This window comes from Burkholderia ambifaria AMMD (assembly GCF_000203915.1).
In the GTDB taxonomy this organism is placed as follows: domain Bacteria; phylum Pseudomonadota; class Gammaproteobacteria; order Burkholderiales; family Burkholderiaceae; genus Burkholderia; species Burkholderia ambifaria.
The window spans coordinates 2167343-2188771 of the sequence record NC_008391.1 but is presented as its reverse complement, the minus strand read 5'-3'; the positions used below and the strand labels follow the sequence as shown (position 1 = coordinate 2188771).

The 21429-nt window shown below is 66.6% G+C and carries 21 protein-coding genes; 8 read left to right on the top strand and 13 right to left on the bottom strand.

The genetic code is table 11. The features are described from left to right. Positions 1-36: 36 nt before the first annotated feature. Positions 37-537: an Lrp/AsnC family transcriptional regulator gene (locus BAMB_RS25775; protein WP_011660086.1), complete on the bottom strand. Its 501-nt coding sequence runs from the start codon at positions 535-537 to the stop codon at positions 37-39. A 197-nt stretch (positions 538-734) separates the two neighbouring features. Between BAMB_RS25775 and BAMB_RS25770 the strand changes: the two genes are divergently transcribed. Next, the gene (locus BAMB_RS25770) at positions 735-1751 is read left to right on the top strand and encodes a 1-aminocyclopropane-1-carboxylate deaminase (protein ID WP_011660085.1); all 1017 of its coding nucleotides are present in this window, start codon (positions 735-737) and stop codon (positions 1749-1751) included. A 119-nt stretch (positions 1752-1870) separates the two neighbouring features. On the opposite strand, the gene BAMB_RS25765 is transcribed toward BAMB_RS25770, so the two are convergent. From BAMB_RS25765 to BAMB_RS25730, 8 genes are all read right to left on the bottom strand, one after another. Next, positions 1871-2098, bottom strand: coding sequence for a hypothetical protein (locus BAMB_RS25765; protein WP_011660084.1), 228 nt, complete (start codon positions 2096-2098; stop codon positions 1871-1873). Positions 2099-2103: 5 nt separating this feature from the next. After that, a complete protein-coding gene (locus BAMB_RS25760; protein WP_011660083.1) occupies positions 2104-5112 on the bottom strand; it encodes an ATP-binding protein in 3009 nt (1002 codons plus the stop codon). Positions 5113-5193: 81 nt separating this feature from the next. After that, entirely contained in the window at positions 5194-5853 is a 660-nt protein-coding gene (locus BAMB_RS25755; protein WP_011660082.1) for a response regulator, read from the bottom strand. A gap of 343 nt (positions 5854-6196) precedes the next feature. Continuing rightward, on the bottom strand, positions 6197-6385 hold the full coding sequence (locus BAMB_RS25750; RefSeq protein ID WP_082089684.1) for a hypothetical protein: 189 nt from the start codon (positions 6383-6385) through the stop codon (positions 6197-6199). A gap of 119 nt (positions 6386-6504) precedes the next feature. Further along, the gene (locus tag BAMB_RS25745) at positions 6505-9573 is read right to left on the bottom strand and encodes an ATP-binding protein (RefSeq protein ID WP_011660081.1); all 3069 of its coding nucleotides are present in this window, start codon (positions 9571-9573) and stop codon (positions 6505-6507) included. A gap of 380 nt (positions 9574-9953) precedes the next feature. Beyond that, positions 9954-10970 carry a hypothetical protein gene (locus BAMB_RS25740; RefSeq protein WP_011660080.1) on the bottom strand — a complete coding sequence of 339 codons (1017 nt, stop codon included), beginning with the start codon at positions 10968-10970 and terminating at the stop codon, positions 9954-9956. A 120-nt stretch (positions 10971-11090) separates the two neighbouring features. Beyond that, positions 11091-11918: a hypothetical protein gene (locus BAMB_RS25735; RefSeq protein WP_011660079.1), complete on the bottom strand. Its 828-nt coding sequence runs from the start codon at positions 11916-11918 to the stop codon at positions 11091-11093. Between the two features lie 122 nt (positions 11919-12040). Beyond that, positions 12041-12628 (bottom strand): tetratricopeptide repeat protein, encoded by a 588-nt coding sequence (locus BAMB_RS25730; RefSeq protein ID WP_011660078.1) that lies wholly within the window; start codon positions 12626-12628, stop codon positions 12041-12043. A 356-nt stretch (positions 12629-12984) separates the two neighbouring features. Here BAMB_RS25730 and BAMB_RS25725 point away from each other — a divergent pair, with 356 nt between their 5' ends. From BAMB_RS25725 to atsR, 3 genes are all read left to right on the top strand, one after another. Continuing rightward, the gene (locus BAMB_RS25725) at positions 12985-13878 is read left to right on the top strand and encodes a helix-turn-helix domain-containing protein (protein WP_011660077.1); all 894 of its coding nucleotides are present in this window, start codon (positions 12985-12987) and stop codon (positions 13876-13878) included. Between the two features lie 61 nt (positions 13879-13939). After that, positions 13940-14440 (top strand): putative pterin-binding protein, encoded by a 501-nt coding sequence (locus tag BAMB_RS25720; protein WP_011660076.1) that lies wholly within the window; start codon positions 13940-13942, stop codon positions 14438-14440. Positions 14441-14449: 9 nt separating this feature from the next. Beyond that, on the top strand, positions 14450-16261 hold the full coding sequence (gene atsR, locus BAMB_RS25715) for a hybrid sensor histidine kinase/response regulator AtsR (RefSeq protein ID WP_011660075.1): 1812 nt from the start codon (positions 14450-14452) through the stop codon (positions 16259-16261). Positions 16262-16315: 54 nt separating this feature from the next. On the opposite strand, the gene BAMB_RS25710 is transcribed toward atsR, so the two are convergent. Beyond that, positions 16316-16735, bottom strand: a complete 420-nt coding sequence (locus BAMB_RS25710; RefSeq protein WP_011660074.1) for a secondary thiamine-phosphate synthase enzyme YjbQ — start codon at positions 16733-16735, stop codon at positions 16316-16318. A 10-nt stretch (positions 16736-16745) separates the two neighbouring features. Then, entirely contained in the window at positions 16746-17072 is a 327-nt protein-coding gene (locus BAMB_RS25705) for a thioredoxin family protein (RefSeq protein ID WP_011660073.1), read from the bottom strand. A 217-nt stretch (positions 17073-17289) separates the two neighbouring features. Here BAMB_RS25705 and BAMB_RS25700 point away from each other — a divergent pair, with 217 nt between their 5' ends. The 4 genes from BAMB_RS25700 to BAMB_RS25685 all read left to right on the top strand — a co-directional run bounded on the left by BAMB_RS25700 (position 17290) and on the right by BAMB_RS25685 (position 19769). Then, positions 17290-17622 (top strand): DUF2322 family protein, encoded by a 333-nt coding sequence (locus tag BAMB_RS25700; RefSeq protein WP_011660072.1) that lies wholly within the window; start codon positions 17290-17292, stop codon positions 17620-17622. 72 nt (positions 17623-17694) lie between these two features. Then, the gene (locus BAMB_RS25695) at positions 17695-18492 is read left to right on the top strand and encodes a protein kinase family protein (protein WP_249174977.1); all 798 of its coding nucleotides are present in this window, start codon (positions 17695-17697) and stop codon (positions 18490-18492) included. A gap of 201 nt (positions 18493-18693) precedes the next feature. Beyond that, positions 18694-19326, top strand: coding sequence for a LysE family translocator (locus BAMB_RS25690; RefSeq protein ID WP_011660070.1), 633 nt, complete (start codon positions 18694-18696; stop codon positions 19324-19326). 155 nt (positions 19327-19481) lie between these two features. Next, positions 19482-19769, top strand: coding sequence for a helix-turn-helix domain-containing protein (locus BAMB_RS25685; RefSeq protein ID WP_006761397.1), 288 nt, complete (start codon positions 19482-19484; stop codon positions 19767-19769). 82 nt (positions 19770-19851) lie between these two features. Here the strand turns inward: BAMB_RS25685 and BAMB_RS25680 are convergent, their stop codons facing one another. Beyond that, a complete protein-coding gene (locus BAMB_RS25680; RefSeq protein WP_011660069.1) occupies positions 19852-20577 on the bottom strand; it encodes a YebB family permuted papain-like enzyme in 726 nt (241 codons plus the stop codon). Positions 20578-20726: 149 nt separating this feature from the next. Next, the gene (locus BAMB_RS25675; RefSeq protein WP_041491714.1) at positions 20727-21296 is read right to left on the bottom strand and encodes a hypothetical protein; all 570 of its coding nucleotides are present in this window, start codon (positions 21294-21296) and stop codon (positions 20727-20729) included. Positions 21297-21429 lie beyond the last annotated feature (133 nt).

Here is a 21429-nt window from a genome sequence, read left to right as displayed (position 1 = left end):
TCGTCGGGACGGCGAGCGCGAGTCGCGCCGTCGGAGCTACAACGGCAGCGCATGCGTCGACAGGATCTCCTTGAGCACCATGAACGAGCGCACCTGCCGCACGCCGGGCAGGTACAGCAGCTGTTCGGCGTGCAACCGATTGAAGCTCTCGTTATCGCGCGTGCGCACCAACATGAAATAGTCGAATTCGCCGGTCACCACGTGGCATTCGACGCACCCCGACACTTTCTGCGCGGCCTTCTCGAATGCGGCGAAGGCTTCCGGCGTCGAACGATCGAGCACGAAGCCGATCACCACCAGCATCCCGGCACCGAGCGGCTTCGGATCGAGCAGCGCGACGATGCCGCGGATCAGCCCCATTTCCTTCAGCCGCTCGACACGCCGCAGGCACGCCGGGGCGCTCAGCTTCACCTTCGCGGCGAGGCTCACGTTCGAGATCGACGCGTCCTGCTGCAACTGCCTGAGGATCGCGCGGTCGATGCGATCGAGCGCCGGCGCGGCATCGGCCGGCGATGCACTGCCTCGATCTAATTTCATTGCGCCATTCTCCCGCTCAACGAATCAAAATTGTCTAAGACGTTTCCGTATCGTCGATAACGTAGGCTACGGCCATTTATTTCGCAAGCTCATTTCTTGCTCTTCTGCCTATCATTTTTCTCGTCGGAACACGGCCTGCCGGCCGCGCCCGAACGATCCGATTTCCCGCCCCGTCCACTGCCTTCCGGAGCCCGCCGATGAACCTGCAACGTTTCTCCCGTTATCCGCTCACGTTCGGCCCGACGCCGATCCAGCCGCTCAAGCGCCTGAGCCAGCACCTCGGCGGCAAGGTCGAGCTGTATGCGAAGCGCGAGGACTGCAACAGCGGCCTCGCGTTCGGCGGCAACAAGACACGCAAGCTCGAATACCTCGTCCCGGATGCGCTCGCACAGGGCGCGGATACGCTCGTGTCGATCGGCGGCGTGCAGTCGAACCAGACGCGCCAGGTCGCGGCCGTCGCCGCGCATCTCGGGATGAAGTGCGTGCTCGTGCAGGAACACTGGGTGAACTACGAAGACCCCGTGTACGACCGCGTCGGCAACATCCAGCTGTCGCGCATGATGGGCGCCGACGTGCGGCTCGTTGCCGACGGCTTCGACATCGGCATTCGCCGCAGCTGGGAAGAAGCGATGGAGAGCGTGCGGCAGGCGGGCGGCAAGCCGTATCCGATTCCGGCCGGGTGTTCCGAGCATCCGCTCGGCGGTCTCGGCTTCGTCGGCTTCGCGGAAGAAGTGCGCGAGCAGGAAGCACAGCTCGGGTTCAAGTTCGACTATGTCGTGGTCTGCTCGGTGACGGGCAGCACTCAGGCGGGGATGGTCGTCGGCTTCGCGGCCGACGGACGCGCGGATCGCGTGATCGGCATCGACGCGTCGGCGACGCCCGAGCGCACGCACGAACAGATCACGCGCATTGCGCGGCATACGGCCGAACTGGTCGATCTCGGCCGGCCGATCACCGAGGCGGACGTCGTGCTCGACACGCGCTATGCCGGCCCGGAATACGGATTGCCGAACGATGGCACGCTGGAGGCGATTCGCTTGTGTGCACGGCTCGAGGGGATGCTGACCGATCCCGTCTACGAAGGGAAATCGATGCACGGGATGATCGACAAGGTGCGTCGCGGGGAATTCGAGCCGGGGTCGAAGGTGCTGTATGCGCATCTCGGCGGGGTGCCGGCGCTGAGCGCGTACGCGGAGATCTTCCGCAACGGGTGATGTGAAGGGGACGTCGGGCTGGGGCGCGCGCTCGCTGGCGCCAGCCGGGATGCAAAAACGTGGCCGCACGTGTCGGCATCGGGCCGCATCCTGACGGTCGCCTGTGCGGCGGCCTACGTCTACTGGGCATGGATCGAAGGCCATGCTCGCCGGCTGACCTGACCTGACCTGACCTGACCTGACCGGGCCGGGTCGGTGTCGGTGTCGGTGTCGGTGTCGGTGTCGGTGTCGGTGTCGGTGTCGGGGTCGGGGTCGGGGTCGGTGTCGGCATCTGCATCGGCCACGAGCGTGCCGGCATTTCCCGCCGCCGCGTCGGCAAGCGCCGCGCCAGGCAAACGCAGCGCCATTCGGCTCAGACGCCGGCCAATCTCGACAGCGCGGCCTCCATCGCCACGCGTATCTCCGGCCATTCCAGCTTCAGCGCATCGAGACCGCCCGCGGCCAGCACCCGCTCGCCTTTCGCGCACGCATCGCTCGAGCCCACGTCGCCGGCCAGCGCGAAACCGCCTCGCATCGAATGCAGTTCGCCGCTGACGCACGCGATGTCCCCGCGCAGCAACGCGGCATCGATCTTCGCCAGCGAGTGCAGCGTCGAGGCATGCAATTTTTCGCGTATCTCGTCCGTCATGGGCGGCACCGGCCGGTCGGCACGATCGATCGGATGCGACGCCGCCGCGCCGCGTCCTCCGTGGCGCCGCAACACCGCGTCGAGCGCATCGATCGACAGCGGCTTGAGCACGACCTCCGCGACGCCCGTCTGCTCGCAGCGCCGCCGATCCTCCTCGGTCGCATGCGCGGTCATCGCGATCACCGGCACCTTCGCGCCCTGCTCGCGCAGGAAGTTCGCCAGCGCGAAGCCGTCGAGTTCCGGCATGCCGAGATCGGTCAGCACCACGTCGAACGGATGCGCGAAGAACGCGCGCATCGCTTCGACACCGTTCGCGACGAGCATGGCGTCGCAATGCAGCGCATCGAGCTGATCACGCAGCAGCGCGCGGCTCGCCGGATGATCCTCGGCAACGAGCACGCGCAGCGGAGTCTCGTCGTCCGCATATGCCGGCAACGACGACGCGGTGGATTTCGTCTCGTCGAACGCGACGCGCCATCCGGACGGGGCGGCGGACAGCGGCAGCGACACGATGAACGTCGCGCCCTGGCCCGGCCGGCTTTCGACCGCCAGGTCGCCATGCATGAGCCGCGCGAGGCGCCGGCACAACGGCAGTCCGAGCCCCGTGCCGCCGAAGCGCCGGTAGATCGACGCATCGGTCTGGACATACACGTCGAACAACGTCGGCAGGCTCTCCGGCGCGATGCCGATACCGGTGTCGCGCACCACCACCTCGACGCCGCGCGCTTGGCCGACGGTGCCCGTCGGTCGCGCCTCGATCGTCACGCTGCCGCGCTCGGTGAACTTGATTGCGTTGCTGACGAGATTCGACACGATCTGACGCAGGCGAGTCGGGTCGCCGACATAGCCATCGGCCAGTTGCGGGTCGATCCTGCATTCGAGCGCGAGGTGCCGGGCCGCGGCCAGCGGATGGAAGATCGCCGCGACGTCGCGCACAACCGCACGCAAATCGAACGGCACGGCTTCCAGCACCATCTGATTGGATTCGACCTTCGACAGATCGAGCACGTCGTTGATCACGCGCAGCAACGCATCCGACGACGACATCACCGTCTGCAGGCGTCGCCGCTCCTCGGCCGGCAACGGCGCGCGTTCCATCAATTCCAGATTGCCGACGATCGCGTTCAGCGGCGTGCGGATCTCGTGGCTCATCGTCGCGAGGAACGTCGACTTCGCCTTGTTCGCATCGTCCGCCGCCTCCCGGGCCTCGCGCAGCTTGTCTTCCATCTGCTTGCGCGCGGTGATGTCGGTCAGCGTGCAGAGCAACACGTCGACGCCGCGATAGCGCGTACGGACGATATGCGCGGCGAGATAGGTCGTCCCGCCGCCGGCGAGGTCGACCGACAATTCGTGCGTGACGACGCGCGGCGCCCGGCCGCCCGCGATACTGCGGTGATACGCCTGCCAGATGCGCTTGCCGAGCGACGCTGCCGCATCGGTGTCGCCGTAGGCCTGCGCGGCCTCGTTGCGCACCATGGTGTCGCCGTTGGCGAGCGACAGCAGCATGAGCCCGGCCGGCGCCGTGCGAATCAACGTGCGGTTCAGCGCCTCGCTTTCGATCAGCCGGATTGCACGACGGTTCGCCGGGCGCAACGCGCGTCGGTCGAACATGACGATCGCGAACCACACCGTTCCGATCGCCAGCAGCGCGAGACCGATTGCGACCCCCAGGCGGCCGGCCATGTCATCGAACAGGCTGCGCCACGAGAAGGTCGCGGTCAACACCTCGCGGAACCCCGGCATCCGGTTGCCGATGACGATATTCATGCCGACGCGATGGGCAGCCGCCCGTTCCCTGCCCGCCTTGTGCGCATAGTCGAGCGCACGGGCCGTCAGCGCAGGGTCGATCTCGCGGCCGGTCAGAACCTGCCCGGCCGGGCTGACCAGCGCGTAATCCTTGCCGGCGGACGAAGAACGCAGAAAATCGTCGATCTCCGGCCGGCTGACCGCGACGAACCATGCGACCGGCTTGCCCTGCGGATCGCGCACCGCCTGTGCGAACCGCAGCGTCGAGCGTCCGGTCAGCGGGTCGTCGCGCCGATCGAGCAGAACCTCCCGGCTATCCGATGCCGACGCCATCGACACGAAGTCGGGCGGCGGTTGCAATTGCCGAATCAATGCCTTGATGTCGAAGCCGGCCGGCAGCGCCAGCACCTGCTTGACCAGCGGGTACCCCGTCACAATGACAAAATTGCCGTCCGGATCGATGATGTACGCGCCCATTCCCGGATCGCCGGCCTGTTGCGGCGGCATGTTGCCCGTGACCTCGCCCTGCGCGAGCAACTTGAGAAGCAACGGCGCGTAGGCCTTCTCCGGTTGCGATGACGAAGCGAGCGCGAAAGCCGCAAATGCCACACGCCCCGCGTGGCCGACGGCAACCATCCTGCCGTGATCGTCGACAAACCGCCCGAGCGTATCGGGCGACACGCTCGCGCCATGCTTGGCGATCAGCTCGAGGTTTTCGACGTAGCGATTCTGGAGGGCCCTGACCACCTCCATCTCCGCCAGCAGTTCCGCCTTGCGTATCAGGAACCCCGATCGGTACTGCGCAAGCGATTCCTGCAGGTCGAGTCGCGCGACAAGTGCCGTGCACACCAGCACGAACATCGTGATCGCCGCGCCGCTTGCGTACAGCAGCCATTGCTGCTGCCGGCGCACGCGCCCCGGCTCGAACGGCTTGCGTCCCGCGGTGGCGGTGGCGTTCGCAATCAGCGCTTTCAGTTTGGTGGGCATACGGATCGTCGAAGTCGACTCGGCGCCGGCACGGCGTCATGCGCCGCCCGGGTCACGCGGTACCGCCCGCCGGTTACCCGTCTACGCATCGGTCCCGGGCATTTCGGGCAGTTGGCCCTCGCTCGCATAGCGGATCAGGTCCGCGTCGCGGACGATGCCGAGCTTCTTCATCGCGCTCGACTTCTGCGAGCTGATCGTCTGCTTGCTCCGGTGAAGCTGGACGGCGATCTCGCCAACCGTCAGACCGGCGCCGTAAAGTCGCACGACCTCGATTTCGCGGGCCGTCAGCGTGCGCGTGCCCGGCGACGTCTCGGTGCCTTCCAGCAATTGCTTGACGAACGGCGACAGATAATTCGCACCGACATAAGCCGCGTGAACCGCGCCGACCAGATGCGAAATCGCGTCGGACTTGCTGAGGATGCACCCGACGCCCTGCCGCTGAATCGCATGCAGCACGCTCGGATTGTCGATCATCGTGATCGTCACGAGATGAAGCGCGGGATAGCGACGCTGCAAAAACGACAACAACGCAAGACCGTCGCCATACTTGCCGCCCGGCATCACATAATCGACGACGAGCACGTCGCTCTGCTGCACGTCGAGCATCGCCACCAGGTCGGTCGAATTCGACACGGTGCCGAGCAGCTTGATCGTGCTGCTGCCCGCGAGTGCCTGCGACATCCCGAGTGCGGACGAAGGATGATCGTCCGCTACCATCACTCGCACAAAAAATTCATCCATCTATATTCTTCTCCCGATACACGCGGCCCGACGTGCGATGTTGTGCGACGCCTCGGTCGCGACACGGTCACGTTGCGATGCTCAACGAACCGGGCGGTGCGCAGCGTAATTTTAAGATAATAGACGGGTTCCGCGTCGCCGCGAGAAATCGACGTGCGGCTGCTTGCACCGGACCGCGCCCGCCAGGCTCCGACGCACCCGCCGACGCGCCGTCCACCCGGCCCGGACACGGCATCGCAACGGCGGCGGCACGTTCGCCGATTCGCCGCCCACGCACATCCGATCGACGGCCTTCCCCATACCGTCGATCCATCCCGTCCCGCGAAGCGGCCTCGGCCGCTGTCTAACGTTTGGCCACGGACTTGTCCGGTTCGCCCGACCCGTCATCCGCGGCATGCTGCCACTCGGTGATGGCCCGCCGCTTCTGCGACGGCGACATCATCATGAATTCATTCAGCTTCGTGAGGAAATCCCGTCTGGATTTCTCCGGCAGCGTCGCGAACCCAAGCAGCAGCCCGAACACCTTTCCCATATAGCGCACGGCCTTACCCTTCCTTCTTCAGTCGAAATCACGCGGCATCTGTACGATGCGGCGTGTCTGCCTTCCCCGTTTTGAACGCAGGCGATCTATGCCGCCATGGCGTCGCTTTTTTATCTTCCCGGCCAGTGCGCCACCACTGCCGCCATGGCGCTCGACGCCGGCCGTTCGTCCGCCGCGGCGGCGGAAAACGCGATCCCGCGCTGTCGCGCGACGCGCGCGAGCGCGCGCCGCAGGTCGGCCAACGTCACCGGTTTCGTCAACACGCACTCGACGTTCGATGCGGCGTAACGCTGCGCGTCGTCGGGCGCCAGATGCGATGCGACGACGATCATGTCGCACGGCAGCGCGCGCGCATGGACGGCTTCCGCCAGTTCGCCGGCCGACATGTCGGGCAGGTCGGCGCCGAGCAGCAGCACGTCCCATGCGCCGTTCGCGAGCGTATCGAGCGCAGCCCCCCCGGACGACACGCACCGCACCGTGCAGCCGAGCACGTCGAGCTGCTCGCGAAAGATCGACCCGTTGACCGACGCATCGTCGGCGACCAGCACACGTGGCACACGCGCGCCGGAAGCCGTCTCGGGTTGCCCATCACCGGCTTTGCCGGCAGGCGCGGGCCGCTGCTCGGCAGTCGCGACGCGCGCCTGCTCGATCGCCGTGCGCAGCCCGCTCAGCGAATAGCTCGACACGCGGATCGTGCGACCCGCGACGTCCGGCTGCAGCGGACCGTCCGGCGTGGCGAGCACGACCGGCGTGCCGCCGCCGAGACTGTCGAGCTCCTCCCGCCGCCACTGGTCCGAATCGCCGAAGAGAACGATCGCGTGAGCACGCACGAGGCACCCGGCGGCTATCCCGATCGGACTTGGATGCATCGCGACATCGAACCCCCATGCACGCAGATGCGGAAAGGCGAACGCGCGCCACGCGTCCTCCGGCGACACGACGATCAACGTCCGCCTGTCGCCGGCAACGACCGGCGATTTCGGCACGATGCCCATGCGCAGCGGCAGGCGGACGGTGAACAGGCTGCCGACGCCCGGCGCGCTGTGGACTGAGATCGTGCCGCCCATCGCCGCGACGAGCCGATCGCACAGCGCGAGCCCGAGCCCCGTGCCGCCGTAGCGCCGCGTGATCGACGCGTCGACCTGCGAGAACGGCTTGAACAGCCTCGCATGTTGCGCGGGATCGATTCCGATGCCCGTATCCTCGATGCCGATCGCGAGCTCGGGCCTCCCGCGCACGTCGTGACCCACCGCCACGCGCGCGACGATGCGCCCTTCGCTGGTGAACTTGATCGCGTTGCCCAGCAGGTTGCCGACCACCTGCGCGAGCCGCGTCGGATCACCACGCATACGCTGCGCCGCGCTCGCATCGATATCGGCGAACAGCGGCAACCCTTTCGCCCTTGCGACGGGCGCGAACGCCGCCAGTTCGCGCTCGATCACCGCGATCACATCGAACTCGATCGACTCGACCGTCATCGCGCCGGCCTCGATCTTCGAGAAATCGAGGATGTCGCTGACGATCGCGAGCAGGCCCTCGGCCGATGCGCGCAGCGTCTGCACGCGACTCTGCTGGGACGCGTCGAGCGCCGTGCGCTCGAGCAGCTCGAGGTTGCCGAGGATCACGTTGAGCGGCGTGCGGATCTCATGGCTCGTCGCGGCGAGAAACGACGACTTGGCCGCATTCGCCGAATCGGCCGCGCGCACGGCTTCCTCGAGCTGATGCACGAGCCGGCGCTGCGCGGTCGTATCGGCGAAAATCGCGATCAGCACGTCCTCGCCCTGATAACGCGCGCTGTGCGCGATGACCTCCAGGTGCAGCGGCGCGTCGCCGTGCGCATCGAGCACGAGCTCGGTCATCATCGTGCGGCCCGAGCCGCCGTTCGCGACGAACGCGTCGTATTGCGCCAGCGCCTGCGCGGCCAACGCGTGGTGATCGCCGCCGTGCGGAACGAGCATCTGCGCCAGCACGTCGCTCGCGAGCATCACGCGGCGGTCGGACAGCGACACGAGGCCGATGCCGACCGGCGCCATCGCGATCACGCTGCGGCACAGCGCCTCGCTCTCGAACACGCGGGCCGAACGCGCGTAGACCGGCACGAGCACGCGCCGGTGGAATCGCACGAGCAGCAGCCACATCACGACGATCGCGACGAGCGTCGACGCCGCGAGCGCGCCGGCCTGCACGCCGATGCCGGCCGCCACGTCGGCCCACGACAGTACATAGGCGATCGTCCAGCCGGTGGCCGCGAGCCGCGAGCGGAACACGATCGCGCCGTCGCGAAAGAGCGGCTCGTCGGCTGCCCGGTCGGCATGCGCGACATCGAGGTTCAGCAAGCGCTCGGTCAGCGCGTTGGTCCGCTCGACGCCGGGGTCGATCGCGATCAGCCGGTTGTCCGCCGACGCGATGAAGAACACGCCGGCCGGCCCGCGCCCGGGCAGCCATGACAGCAGGTATTCCGGTGCGTATTCGGTGACGAGCACCGCGAATGGCTGGCCGTCCGCGCGCGCTTCGGCGGCGATCCGGATACGCGCCTGCCCCGTCACGGGATTGATGTAGGGCGGCAGCCAGCGAACGTGGGGGCGACCGTCGGTTGGCGCCGGGCCGTCGAAATCGACGTGCAGCGCCGCGAGGACGCGCGCGCGCACGTCGGGCGTCGCGAGCGCGGGATTGTCACGCGACAGATGCGGCACGAAGCCGAACATGCCCGTGCGCGTGCTGTAGTGGTAGCCCTCGAGCGTGCGCCCGCGATTGAGTGAACTCGCCGCGCCGATGCGCGACAGCAGGAACGACAACGCGAGATAGCGCGCCACTTCGTCGCGCTGCCCGGTTTGCCCCGGCACGCCGACCACAAGCGACGGATACGGCTTGATCGCCAACTGCTGGCCGTTGGCGAAAAACGCGTTCACGACGTCGGGAGGCGCGGCGCCGAGCTCGTGCCAGATCAGCTGCGTGTTGGCGACGCCGTTGCGGAACGACGTCTCGGCCACCTGCACCTCGTCGACGGCCTCTTCCACGCCGTTCAGGAAATTGCGCCGCTCACCGTCCAGATAGCCGTAAACGATCGACGTGATCCCGAGCCCGCAGGCGATCAGGATCAGGATCGTGACGACGATGCCGCCACCGAACATCGAAATGCTCTGATAGCGGCGAATGGACTGAAGCGTGCTGTATGGCATGACTGGGCGTGACGGCGCCCGGGATGCGGCGAATTCCCTGCCGGGCTGGGCGTCACGATGGATGCATTGGGGATAGTGACATCCCGATCATGCCAAACGACACAGCTAAAATCAGTTGTGTATTATCCTTTTAGTACATGTCCTATTTGTTTCAAATATTGTTTTGAACTCGAACGAATCTTCGCGGCGCAATCGCCCATAACGTCCTGTCCCTTCGGACAAGTCGCGACATCGCTCCCCGTCCGCGCGCGAATGCAATGCCGACGGCAGGAGATGCAATTCATGGACGATGCGGCGCACGCGACGTACCCGATTCGGCCCTCGCGGAACGCCCGGCAAGCAGCGGCCCGCGCGATGCGCGCCAGGCCGGCAGCGCCCGCTCAGTTCTGCGTGAACGGATTCAGCGTCGTGCACAGGAAACCCGTGCAGTTCGCCGGCTTGAAATAGAAAGGCGCCTGCTGCATCGCCGCCGTCGACGGCAGGGTGAACGCCAGTTCGCCGAGATACGCATTGCCCTGCGCGCCGAAATCGTTCGCCTGCTGCACGAAGGTAGCGCCCGTCGACTGAGTTGCGGCCGACTGGTAGGTGAAGGTCGGCGACTGCGTCTGGTCCTTCACGTAGATCCACGCCATCGTGCTGCCGAACACTTGCCCGCCCTTCGCGCGATAGCCCTTCGCGCCTTCGCTGTTGGCCTGCGCGATGAAGTCGTTGATGTTTGCGGCCGGGGGCAGCGCATCGTACGTATAAGTCGCGTTCGATGCGTTGTTCTTCATGTACACGTTCGCCTGCACCGATCCGACGACCATCGCGCTGAGGAACCAGTAGCCCGACTGGCCCTGCGCATTCGCCTGCGTGAGGAACGCGTTCGGATCGCCCGGGAGGCCCGTCGTCGTGTACGTGTAGGTCGCCGACGACCCGCCGTCCTTGCGATAGACATCACCGTAACCGTACGGCCCTTCGTAGCGGTAGCCGTTCGCACCCTGGCCGTTGGCCTGGCTGAGGAAGCCTGCCCAGTCGGCCGGCGGCGATTGCAGCTGATACGTGTAGGTCTGCGCCGTGCCGTCGTTCACGAAGATCGAGCGCGTGCCGCCGCTGGTCGCGTCGTAGTAATAGTCGCCGAGATAGCGATAGCCCTTCGCACCTTCGCTGTTGAGGAGCGTCAGGAAGCTCGGGCCGTCGGCCGCGGGCGGCTGCGCGTCGTAGCGCCACGTCAGCGTGCTGCCGCCCGATCCACCCGATCCGCCCGTCCCGCCGCCGCCCGTGCCGCCCGCGCCACCGCTGCCGCCGTTGTTGCTCGCCCCCGATCCGCCGGCGGACACGGCGGACGCGGAATTGTCGTCGCCGCCGCAAGCGGTCAGCGCCAGACAGGTCAGTGCAATCAATGCGGCGGCTTTCATCGGGATCACCTCGAAGCGGACAGGACAACGGAGCGGGATGCGCGGACAGCGCCGCGCGCACGGGCAGGTCAGATCAGGTATCGCAAACCGGCCGGCGGAACGCAGCGCCGGCCCGGAACCTCAATTGACCTGCAACTGGCCGCCGCGGCCGAGCCCGCCCTTGACGTCCTGCGCCTTGTAGCTGCGCAGTGCGACGACCATCTTGTTGTACGCGTCGATGAACGCGACGACGGTCGCCTTGCCTTCCGGCGTCGCCGAGAAGCCCGACAGCGCGCCGCCCACGCCACCGCCGAAGCCGCCCAGCGCCGCGCCGTAGTTGGTCGCCGTCGAGCTGCCTTCCGACGCCGCGATCTGCACGGCCGAACGCACGTCGAACAGCGTCAGCGTCACGACCGATGCCTTCGTCTGCAGATGGCCGGCCACCGCCGCGACCGCGCTGTTGCCGATCAGCCCGCCGATCATGCTGCCGATGCCGCCGACCGCCGAATCGTTGATGACGATCTGCGGTTCCATGTAGTAGTCGGCGGCGACGCGCTGGCCCTTCTGCTGCTTCGAGCCCGCACGATATTCGCCCGAGTTGCGCTGCAACTGCGTGATGCGCGACAGGCGCGCGTCGCTCTTCTGGTTGCCGATCGACGTGATCACGAAGCAGTTCGACTGCTGCACGGCCAGGCGCAGCAGCGGGTCGATGGTCGTCATCTTGGTCGCGCTGCCGAACGGGCCCCACCAGTCGGCGTTGCGGCCGTCGTCGACGGCGATCGTGCCGAGCGGCGACGTGCAGCGCTGCAGCGTCGTATCGGCGCCGGCGCTCGCGCCGCCCGCTGCGGCGCCGGACACGCCCGCGTTCTGGCCGCCGGGCGTCACCACGCCGCCGCAGCCGGCGACCGACGCGCAAAGCGCTGCAACCAGCGCACCTTGAGTGAGACGTTGGGAAAGGTTGGTCTTCATGTCGTTATCGATCGATAGAGTCGTTGTTCGGCTTATATGTTCGTGCGAACTTCGATAAGCCCCCCGGCGTGGCTGCGCGATGGTGGTCTCCCCGTTGCAGCTCCCCGTTGCTTTCGGTCCGGTCAGTAGTACCAGTACGTCTGATTCCAGACGCCGTAGTACGGATAGCCCGAGTACCAGTAGCCGTAATAGACGTCACGCCATTGCGTACGCCATTTCCAGTCTTCCTCGTCTTCCTTCTTGGCCTTGCGGGCGAGCTCGAGCAGCTTTTTCGATTCCTTGTCGCCGCGGCTCGCCGCGATCGACAGCCACTTGTCCGCTTCGCGCGGATCGGAGCCCATCTCCTCGAGGCCGAACAGGTAGAAACTGCCGAGTGCCTTCTGCGCGTTCAGGTCGCCGCGCTCGGCGGCGTCGCGCATCCACTTCAGTGCCTGATAGCTGTCCTGGCGCACGCCGTCGCCGCGGAAATAACGCAGGCCGAGGTCGTAGGCGGCCTTGGGCTGCGCCTTCGCGGCCTGCTTCAGCGCGACGATGCGCGGATCTTCGCGGTCGTCCGCATCGTCCCTTTTTTGATAGGACACCTGATCTTTAGGGCGATCGGAACAACCTGTGTCATCGCAGATCCGCACCGTGTTGCGTGTAACGGACGGATCCTGCGCGCACGCGGCCAACAGCAACAGCAGCCCCGGTGCCAGCAAACGGCGATACATGTGTGCGTTCCCCACGTTTTATCTGCGCCGCACTGCTTCGCGCTATCCCACCCCCGCGAGCGCGCACCCGGTTTGCGTGCGGCGAGGCGAATACAATTCGCCAACGCCGACACGCAGTCCAAGGCTCTCTCAGGCTCTCTCTTTGAATCGTTCAGTCACGCTCTGGCTGCCGCTTTTCGCCAGATGACCGTGTTCGATACCGGCCTCCAAACCTGACGCGACAAACAATAGTGACGTGGTGAGCAATAATAATGGAGAAATATGGCATGTCAAGGTCAATCGCGATTTCAAAGTTTGCGTATCGCGTCACTTTTGAATATGCTCTTCGTCGCTAAAACCCAGGAGACCCTTTCGAGATGTCCACTAGCGAGCAGGCCAACGTCGATCTCATCACCGCCACCAAGGTGCGCGACCTGCTGACGCGCAACGGCATTCCGCCGCGCAGTCACAACACGACGATCGCGAACGTGCTGGGCCTCAGTTTCTCGGTCGTCACGCGCAAGATGAAAGGCTTGATCCCGTGGAACCTGTCGCAGTTGCAGGACATCGCGACCCACTTCGGCGTGCCGCCCGCGATCCTGCTCGACGACAAGGGCACGCAGCCGGCCGCCGCCGAGATGATCGACGCGACGCTCGTGATCGAGTCGCGCCGCTTTCGCTGCCGCGCGGCGATCTCGGCGAAGGCCAGCAGCCAGATCGAAACGGATTTCGTCGCGTTGCAGTGGCAGGGCGAATGGATCGTCACCGAACGCGAGCACGCGCGCGAAGGCCGCACCTATCCGGTCGACGTCATCGAGCTGCGCTCGAGCCAGCCGACCGCCTATGCCGCGCGGATCGCGGTGGTCGACGATTCGCAGGACGTCGCCGAAACCGTGTGCGAATACTTCATCGAAAAAGGCGTGAACGCGGTGCCTTACTTCGACGGCGCGTCGTTCCGCAAGGCGCTGGAAGTCGAGGACTTCGACGGCTACATCCTCGACTGGATGCTCGGCGACCAGACGGCCGCCGAACTCGTGCGCGGCATCCGCTCGAGCGAGAACGGCGGCGCGCCGATCTTCCTGCTGACCGGCAAGATCTCCACCGGCGAGGCGAGCGAGGACGAGATCGCGCACATCGTGTCGCACTACAACGCGCGGTGCGAGGAAAAGCCGGTGCGCCTGCCGATCCTGTTCGCCGAAGTCGCACGCGAACTGAAGATCACGCTGCCGGCCGCCGCGAACGCCGCGGGCGCCGCCGCCGTCGCGAGCTGAAACCACAACGAACACCCACCATCACACGAACTCGAACCTGAACACGACCGAGGGGAAACACATGCGAATCTCGACGATCTGGATCAAGAGCCTGGTCGCGGCCGGCCTGCTCGGCATGGCCGCCGCGAGCTGGGCCGCGTCGTTCACGTTCACCGTCGACGGCAAGATCGGCCGCAGCAACCAGCCCGGCAACACGACGTTCGTCTTTTCCGAGCAGGCGCTGATGGCGCTGCCGCAGTACACGATCGTCACGTCGACGAGCTGGACGCCGAAGGCGACCTTCACCGGCCCGCGCCTGTCCGACGTGCTGAAGACCGTCGACGCGCACGGCACGCAGATCGAGTTCCGCTGCATCGACGAGTACACGTTCACGATCCCCGTGTCGGACGCGGACAAGTACGGCGTGATCCTCGCGCGCACGATGAACGGCAAGGTGCTCGGCAACGACAACTACGGGCCGCTGTGGATCATGTATCCGCGCGACCAGTATCCGGACGAGCTGAAGACGCCGCTCGGCGAAGCCAAGTTCGCGTGGCAGATCATCGGCCTGACCGTGAAGTAAGCGGGCGACATGAAGCGCGGGCGGTGGAAGAACAGAAAGATCATCCTGGTCCTGGGGTCGCTGTGGATCCTGGGCTTCGCCGCGTGGGCATTCCTGCTGTGGGACCTGCTCGCGACGTCGGTCAACGAGGGCGTGCTCGAAGGGCCGCGCGAAGGCGTGTTCTGGACCGCCGCGCAATACCGCAACGTCTACACGCGCTTCGACCGCCAGCTGATTCTCTACGCCACGCACGTGGACGACGACTACGACCACGTGCAGATGCAGCTCGACAGCCTGTCGGTGTCGTTCGGGTTCCTGCAGCGGCCGTCCGAGGTGTCCCAATACTGGCTGCGCATCCCGCGCGCGCGCGGCGAGATCGCGGCGCTCGGCGAATTCATGGCGCGCCTGAAGCGCGACGTGCCGCCGTTGCGCACCGCACCGAACGACGCACAGCGCGTGATCGATGAGGTCAATGCGCACTGGCCGAAGGTCAACGGCCTCGCGAACTACTTCCGCGCGATCGAGATGGCGCAGCGCGACTTCACGTTCCATCAGCTGAAGGAAAAGCAGCGCGCGATCCTGTCGCTCGGCATCATCCTCGGCGTGATCCTGTGCGCGCTGTTCCTGCTGCTGTTCTATACGATGCGCACGCGCGACGACCTGCTCGAGCGCCAGGATGCGGCGCTCGATGCGGAACGCAAGGCGTCCGATCGCGCGTTCGAGATGATCGAGGCGAAGAATGCGTTCCTCGGGATGGTCAGTCATGAACTGCGCACGCCGCTGCAGGCGATCTGCGGGTCGATCGAGATCCTGCTCGCGCGGCCGCAATCCGACGCGAACCTGAAGACGATCCGGCGGCTGCAGAATTCCGCGTCGTCGCTCGAGGCGCTGGTCAAGGACCTGACCGACTACATCAAGCTGCGCTCGACCAAGCGTCTCGCCGAAGCCGAAACGGTCGGCATGGCGTCGCTGCTCGCCGAGGTGCTCGATCCGCTGCGCGCGAAGATCGCGGCCAAACGGATCGCGATCTCGCAGCTGGTCGAGCCGCACGACCTCGCGATCCGCTCCGATCGCAAGCTCTTGCGGCAGGTGCTGTCCAACCTGATCGAGAATTCGGTGAAGTACACCGCCGACGGATCGATCCACGTATCGATCCGGCTCGTCGACACGCCGGCCGGCCGGCAGTTGAAACTTGCGGTGCGCGATACCGGCGCCGGTATCGCGAAGCAGCATCTGCCGAAGATCTTCGAGCCGTTCTACCGTGCGAACGACGCGGTCGGCCTGCATGTGGACGGCATCGGGATGGGGCTCGCCGTCGTGCGCGAGATCGTGACGACGCTGCGCGGCCATGTGGACGTGCGCAGCGCCGTCGGCGAAGGCAGCGAGTTCGTCGTCACGCTGCCGGCCGAGGCGCCGGATGCCGCCGACACGGGCGGCGACGCACCCGCATGGCAGGCCGTCGACGTGCATCGCAACCGCCGCGCGCTCGTGGTCGACGACAACGACAACGCGCGCGAAACGCTCGGCGCGATGCTGTCGGCGCTCGGCGTCGACGTCGAGCTGTGCGGCACCGGGCACGAAGGCGTCGCGCGTTTCGGCGACGCGCGGTACGACCTCGTCGTGCTCGATCTCGAACTGCCGGACCTGAGCGGCTTCGAAGTCGCGCGGCGCATCCGGATGGTCGCGCAACCGGATGACGACGGCAGGTTTGCGTCGATCCTCGGCGTCAGTGCGTACGAATCGGCCGCGTTGCGCGAAAAGCAGCAGGTGTTCGACGCGTTCCTGCCGAAGCCCGTTCACCTGCGCGAACTCGGCGCGCTCGTCGAGAAGCTGCTCGGCTGAACGCGGCCGCGCTGCGTCACTGACCGGCCTGCCCGTCCGTTTGCGTTCCCGCGCTCATTCGCCGATCAAATGCAGCACGATGTCGCGCCGATGCGCCGCGCGACGATGCTCGAACAGATAGATGCCCTGCCAGGTGCCGAGCACCATGCGTCCATGCTCGACCGGGATCGACAGTTGCACCTGCGTAAGCGCCGTGCGCAGATGCGCGGGCATGTCGTCGGGCCCTTCGGTGTCGTGCTCGTAGCGCGTGGCGTCCTCGGGCGCGAGCGTCGCGAAGTAGCGTTCGAGATCGCGCTGCACCGACGGATCCGCATTCTCCTGGATCAGCAGCGACGCGGACGTATGGCGGCAGAACACGGTCAGCAACCCGGTGCGGATTGCCTGCTGGTCGACGAACGCACGCGCCTGCGATGTGAACTCGACGAGGCCGCTCCCGTGCGTTTCAACGCCGATGTGCGTGATGGCCTGTTGCATGATGGCCACCTCAGGCGAGTGCGGCGAAGCCTTCGGCTTCGATCTGCTTCGCGTCGGCGGGGCGCACGACGCGCGCGACTTCGACCCCGTCGCGCATGAATATCAATGTCGGCCACAGCTTCACGCGGAACGACCGGCCGAGCGGCCGGCCCGGGCCGTCCTCGATCTTCAGATGCCGCACGGCAGGATGCGCGGCGAGCGACGCGACGATCGCGGGCTGCGCGCTCGCGCAGATCCCGCACCAGTTCGCGCCGAATTCGATCACGGTGTTACCGGCCAGTGCGTCGACTTCCGCGCGCGTCGGCGCATTGGCGGTGTAGCGTTGCTCGATGTCCATCGGGGCCCTCGTGTGCAATGCAATGGCGGGACGTGGCCGCCGCGCCGGCGTGGGCGGCGGATGCGGCCGGTGATCTCCTACTCTAGCGGAAAAGCCCGTGCGATGCCGACGGTGGCGGGCAGCGCGGTGCGGCTCGCCGGTACACCGCGGCCGGCCGGATGACGATCGGATAAGATACGGCCCGATTGGCCCATGACCGAACCGACGGAGTGTTTCAGTGATTCAACCGACCCAAGTATTCAAGGACAACCTCGCGCAACTGCCGGCCATCGACGGCATTGCACGCATCGATCTCGTCGGCGCGAACGGCGACGTGGTCGCGAGCATCGAGAACCAGCCGGGCAAGCAGGGCTCGCTCGCGGTGTACCACTACCTGAAGCAGGCATTCGGCACGCTCGATGCGAAGGCCGCTGAACATGGTCTCGCCGTGTTCGCGGAGCACACCGCCGACGCACGCAACCGCCCGGGTGCGCATCCGAACGTCGATCGTCTGCTGGCGATCGTCGACGGTGGCGAAGCACTGCGGATCGACGTGATCGCGCAGGACTGAGCCGACGTGCGCCGCATCGCTGCCCTGCCGTCGACCCGCCGCGTCGCATCGCTCGCGGCACTCGCGTGCGTCATGCTCGGCGGCGCGGCGTCGGCTGAGGCCGAGGCGCTGCGTACGGCTTCCGATATCGCCGGCGCGTCGCTGGTTGCGCTCGGCGCGCTGCCGCACTCGCCCGAGAACGGCACGCTCGACGCGTTTTGTGCGCAATATCGCGCGAAGACCACAACCGCGGCCGGCCGCGACGTCGCGAAGCTCGGCTGGATCGTGACGTCCGAGGCACCGCTCGGCCGCTATACGGTCGTCACGTTCGCGAGCGGGTTCAAGCCGGGGACGAGCGCGATCTGCTTTGCGCGCAACGCAAACATCGGCGCCTTCGACGGCACGACGCTCGTCGCGCTCGGCTATACGGCGCGCGCGGCCGGCTGGCAACTCGGCTCGGTCGAGCCGCTGGAAAGCGGCGCACTGCTGGTGTGGGGCGGCGATGGTCCGTCGGCGCCCGTCGGCGAGCTGCGCGAAGAGCATGGCGGCTTGCGGCTGACCGCGGTCGCCGCGGAACGCACCTACTGTCACGGCCGTGCAGTCGTGCCCAACGTGTACGGCAAACCGCTCGACAAGGCACGCAAGATCCTGATCTCGCACGGCTGGCAGCCGCTGCGTCCGCACGAGAAACCGAACGAAATGGATGGCGCGGCGACGCTCGCGAAGCACGGGATCATCGAAGCCGAAGCATGCTCGGGCACCGGCATGGGGTATTGCGCGCTGCGGTATCGGAGCGCGGCCGGCGTGCTCGGCGTGACGACGGCCGGCGGTGAGCCCGACACGCCGTCGGCGAATACCGTGATCGATTATCAGGTGGCTTGCCGGAAGTAGTAACTGGCGCGACGGCGCGTGCGCTCGATTCGCGCGTGGCGCGCTTGGCATGAGTTCGTCGGCGCGTCGTGAACGGAGTGAATCCGTTGGCGATCGGCTGTGCCGGCACATCGAATCATAGGCCGTTCGGTCAATTGACCCGCGCCGGACGCGCTCCTACACTGATCTCCCTTTCACGCCACTCCGGCACGACGGGACTCCATGATCGACCTCTCCACGCTCGCACTGTTCTCCGGCGCCTGCCTCGCGCTGACCGTCACACCCGGCCCCGACATGCTGCTGATCGCATCGCGCAGCGTGAGCCAGGGCCGCCGCGCCGGGTTCGCCACGCTCGCGGGCATTCAGGCCGGCACCTACTGCCATGCACTCGCGGCCGCGCTCGGGCTGTCGCAGCTCTTCGTCGCGGTGCCGCTCGCCTATGACGCCGTGCGCTTCGCGGGTGCCGCCTATCTGCTTTATCTCGCGTGGAAGACGTTCCGTTCGGATGCGACCGCGCTGTCGCCGGTCGCGTCACCGCGCCGCCATTCGACCGCCGCGATCTTCCGCCAGGGCCTGACGACGAACCTGCTGAATCCGAAGATGGCGCTGTTCGTCCTCGCGCTGTTCCCGCAATTCGTGCGCCCCGAGCACGGCTCGATCGCCGTGCAGATCCTCATGCTCGCGACGGTGCTCAACCTGATCGGGCTCGCGGTCAACGGCGCGGTGATCCTGTCCGCGAGCCGGTTGAGCCAGCGAATCGGCGCGCGCCGCCGGCCGTCGAAGCTGCCGCAGTATCTGCTCGGCACGGTATTCGTCGGGCTCGCCGCGCGGCTCGCGGTGGCGGGACGGAGTTGACCCTGCCGGCGCGTCCAAGCTGCGCCACCAACGCCGCGGCCGGACACTCCATTTGCATCGACATAACATATTTGTTACTGTTCAGCCTACCTCGTACCTCAACTCTTCAATACGCGTGTAGACGGGGGCATCACGTCGACTCAAGGAGGTTCAAGATGGCAACGTATAAGGAGCTGCGCGAGCGCGCGTTGTCGAACCCCGACGTGCGCGCCGAATACGAACGGCTGAACCGCGAAGAACTCGCCCTGCTCGACGTGATGCTGGCTGCCCGGCGAGACGCTGGCTTGTCGCAAGCCGACGTGGCCGAGCGCATGGGTACGAAAGCACCGGCGGTGACACGACTCGAGCGCGCGCTCGCAACGGGCCAGCATTCACCGTCCATCGATACGCTGCGCAAATACGCGGCAGCTTGCGGCAAGAAACTCGTGATCTCGTTCGCTTGATGCGTCGTACCCGGCCGCCCGTCATTTGAGCGGCCGAAACCCGCCGTCCGCCACGGTCGTCCAACACCCGGAACGTGCTGCGTCAACGGTCATATGCGTCGCCGATTTCCGCATCTTCCGAACCTCGCGGCTCCCGCGCGCCGCTATCGCGCCCACGCGTATCCGCCACCACGCGCAACTCACTGCTGGCGAGCAAGCTCGCCGGCGTCACCGTACGGCGCTGCCACGGAATCCGGCCGAAATACCAGATCTTCCAGAACCCCAGCGGATGATCGGGATTGCGGCGCAGCAGCGCATCGAACGTCTCGACGTCGCCGAGCACGATCCGCGTCGCATCGCGCACCACCTCGCGCACGAAACGCGAGCAGAACTGCCGGCGCGACGCGAGATTGAAGCCTGTGTCGTAGACCACGCCGAGCCGGCGCATGGCCGCGTCGACGAGCCGGCGCCGTTGCGCGGCGTCGAGCGGCTGCTTCAAGCGCGCGATCACGCACGCGCCGCGATCCGAGCGCGCGAGAAACCGCGACATCGTCGTCACGCGCGACAGCGGAAACGTGCTCTCCGCGACGAGCGGCTCGCCGCCGCGCTCGCCGACGACGATCCCCACGTGATTCGTCCACGAGCGCGTCGCGCTCGCCACTTCGAGAAACGGCCGAACCATCACGCGGATGAAGACGATGTCGCCGATCTCGGGTTCGGCCGGCAACGGCATCGTGCCCGGACCGGCCGTACCCACAGCGAAAAGGCGCCGCCTGCGCACGCCCGGCCGGCATATCGCCGGCGACCGAGAACCCGTGTCGATGAACATGCGAACCTCACGCGAGTGGACATGGCCACGAGCATGTCAGCCGCAGCCGCATCGCGCATCCGCGATGTGCGTGAGGGAATCCATTCGCGCCGCCGGGTAGCGAATTCCGGTACCGGCGCGTAGCGCAAGGGAGCGTGCGTGCGCGATCGTCAGCGATTCGCGCCGAGCGCGACGCGCAGCCGTTCCATCAGCCGCGTGTAGTGCCGCACCACGTCGGCCTTGTCCGTCACGTTCGTGGTCGAGAACCGCTCGGCCCACGCCGCGTTCCATTCGTACGTGCCGTGCACGCTGCGGTCGCCGTCCGGCGCGTGGATCAGCGAACGGATCCGCGCGTCACGCCCCGGCCCCGTATGCATCTCGAACAGCGCGTGGATGAACGTGTGATACGCGTCGTACACGTCCTCGTCGAACAGGTAGCGATAGATGTGAAACGTGCGGTCGAGGTCGCGCTTCGCGCGGATCACGTCGTCCGGCGAGATGTCCTTCCAGTAGCCGATCCACGTGTAGAAGCACAGCAGCGCATTGAGCTGCGGCGCGACCGTATCGTACAGCGTGAGCCGCTTCTCGATCAGCCGCTGGTTGGTCCACTGCACGAGCTCGAGCCGCTTCAGCCGGCGCGCGACGAGCCAGCCGAGACACGCGACCGACAACGGCGTCAGCACACCGAGCACGAGCTTGACGATTTCCAGCGAATTCCATGGCGTATTGAATGGCTGCATGAATGGCTCGACCAGAAAAAAGGCACCGCCCGGCGGATCGCGTCGCGCGCAGCGCGCCTGTCCGATCGCCTCGCGGTTGACCGTTAGTTGCTTGCGCATCGAACGCGCACCGCGATGCAACCGGTGCGCGGCG

Excerpts from the sequence above, each read along its gene's own strand:
- BAMB_RS25775 (WP_011660086.1), bottom strand. The coding sequence starts at position 537 with ATGAAATTAGATCGAGGCAGTGCATCGCCGGCCGATGCCGCGCCGGCG.
- BAMB_RS25770 (WP_011660085.1), top strand. The coding sequence starts at position 735 with ATGAACCTGCAACGTTTCTCCCGTTATCCGCTCACGTTCGGCCCGACG.
- BAMB_RS25765 (WP_011660084.1), bottom strand. The coding sequence starts at position 2,098 with ATGGCGCTGCGTTTGCCTGGCGCGGCGCTTGCCGACGCGGCGGCGGGA.
- BAMB_RS25760 (WP_011660083.1), bottom strand. The coding sequence starts at position 5,112 with ATGCCCACCAAACTGAAAGCGCTGATTGCGAACGCCACCGCCACCGCG.
- BAMB_RS25755 (WP_011660082.1), bottom strand. The coding sequence starts at position 5,853 with ATGGATGAATTTTTTGTGCGAGTGATGGTAGCGGACGATCATCCTTCG.
- BAMB_RS25750 (WP_082089684.1), bottom strand. The coding sequence starts at position 6,385 with ATGGGAAAGGTGTTCGGGCTGCTGCTTGGGTTCGCGACGCTGCCGGAG.
- BAMB_RS25745 (WP_011660081.1), bottom strand. The coding sequence starts at position 9,573 with ATGCCATACAGCACGCTTCAGTCCATTCGCCGCTATCAGAGCATTTCG.
- BAMB_RS25740 (WP_011660080.1), bottom strand. The coding sequence starts at position 10,970 with ATGAAAGCCGCCGCATTGATTGCACTGACCTGTCTGGCGCTGACCGCT.
- BAMB_RS25735 (WP_011660079.1), bottom strand. The coding sequence starts at position 11,918 with ATGAAGACCAACCTTTCCCAACGTCTCACTCAAGGTGCGCTGGTTGCA.
- BAMB_RS25730 (WP_011660078.1), bottom strand. The coding sequence starts at position 12,628 with ATGTATCGCCGTTTGCTGGCACCGGGGCTGCTGTTGCTGTTGGCCGCG.
- BAMB_RS25725 (WP_011660077.1), top strand. The coding sequence starts at position 12,985 with ATGTCCACTAGCGAGCAGGCCAACGTCGATCTCATCACCGCCACCAAG.
- BAMB_RS25720 (WP_011660076.1), top strand. The coding sequence starts at position 13,940 with ATGCGAATCTCGACGATCTGGATCAAGAGCCTGGTCGCGGCCGGCCTG.
- atsR (WP_011660075.1), top strand. The coding sequence starts at position 14,450 with ATGAAGCGCGGGCGGTGGAAGAACAGAAAGATCATCCTGGTCCTGGGG.
- BAMB_RS25710 (WP_011660074.1), bottom strand. The coding sequence starts at position 16,735 with ATGCAACAGGCCATCACGCACATCGGCGTTGAAACGCACGGGAGCGGC.
- BAMB_RS25705 (WP_011660073.1), bottom strand. The coding sequence starts at position 17,072 with ATGGACATCGAGCAACGCTACACCGCCAATGCGCCGACGCGCGCGGAA.
- BAMB_RS25695 (WP_249174977.1), top strand. The coding sequence starts at position 17,695 with ATGCTCGGCGGCGCGGCGTCGGCTGAGGCCGAGGCGCTGCGTACGGCT.
- BAMB_RS25690 (WP_011660070.1), top strand. The coding sequence starts at position 18,694 with ATGATCGACCTCTCCACGCTCGCACTGTTCTCCGGCGCCTGCCTCGCG.
- BAMB_RS25685 (WP_006761397.1), top strand. The coding sequence starts at position 19,482 with ATGGCAACGTATAAGGAGCTGCGCGAGCGCGCGTTGTCGAACCCCGAC.
- BAMB_RS25680 (WP_011660069.1), bottom strand. The coding sequence starts at position 20,577 with ATGTTCATCGACACGGGTTCTCGGTCGCCGGCGATATGCCGGCCGGGC.
- BAMB_RS25675 (WP_041491714.1), bottom strand. The coding sequence starts at position 21,296 with ATGCAGCCATTCAATACGCCATGGAATTCGCTGGAAATCGTCAAGCTC.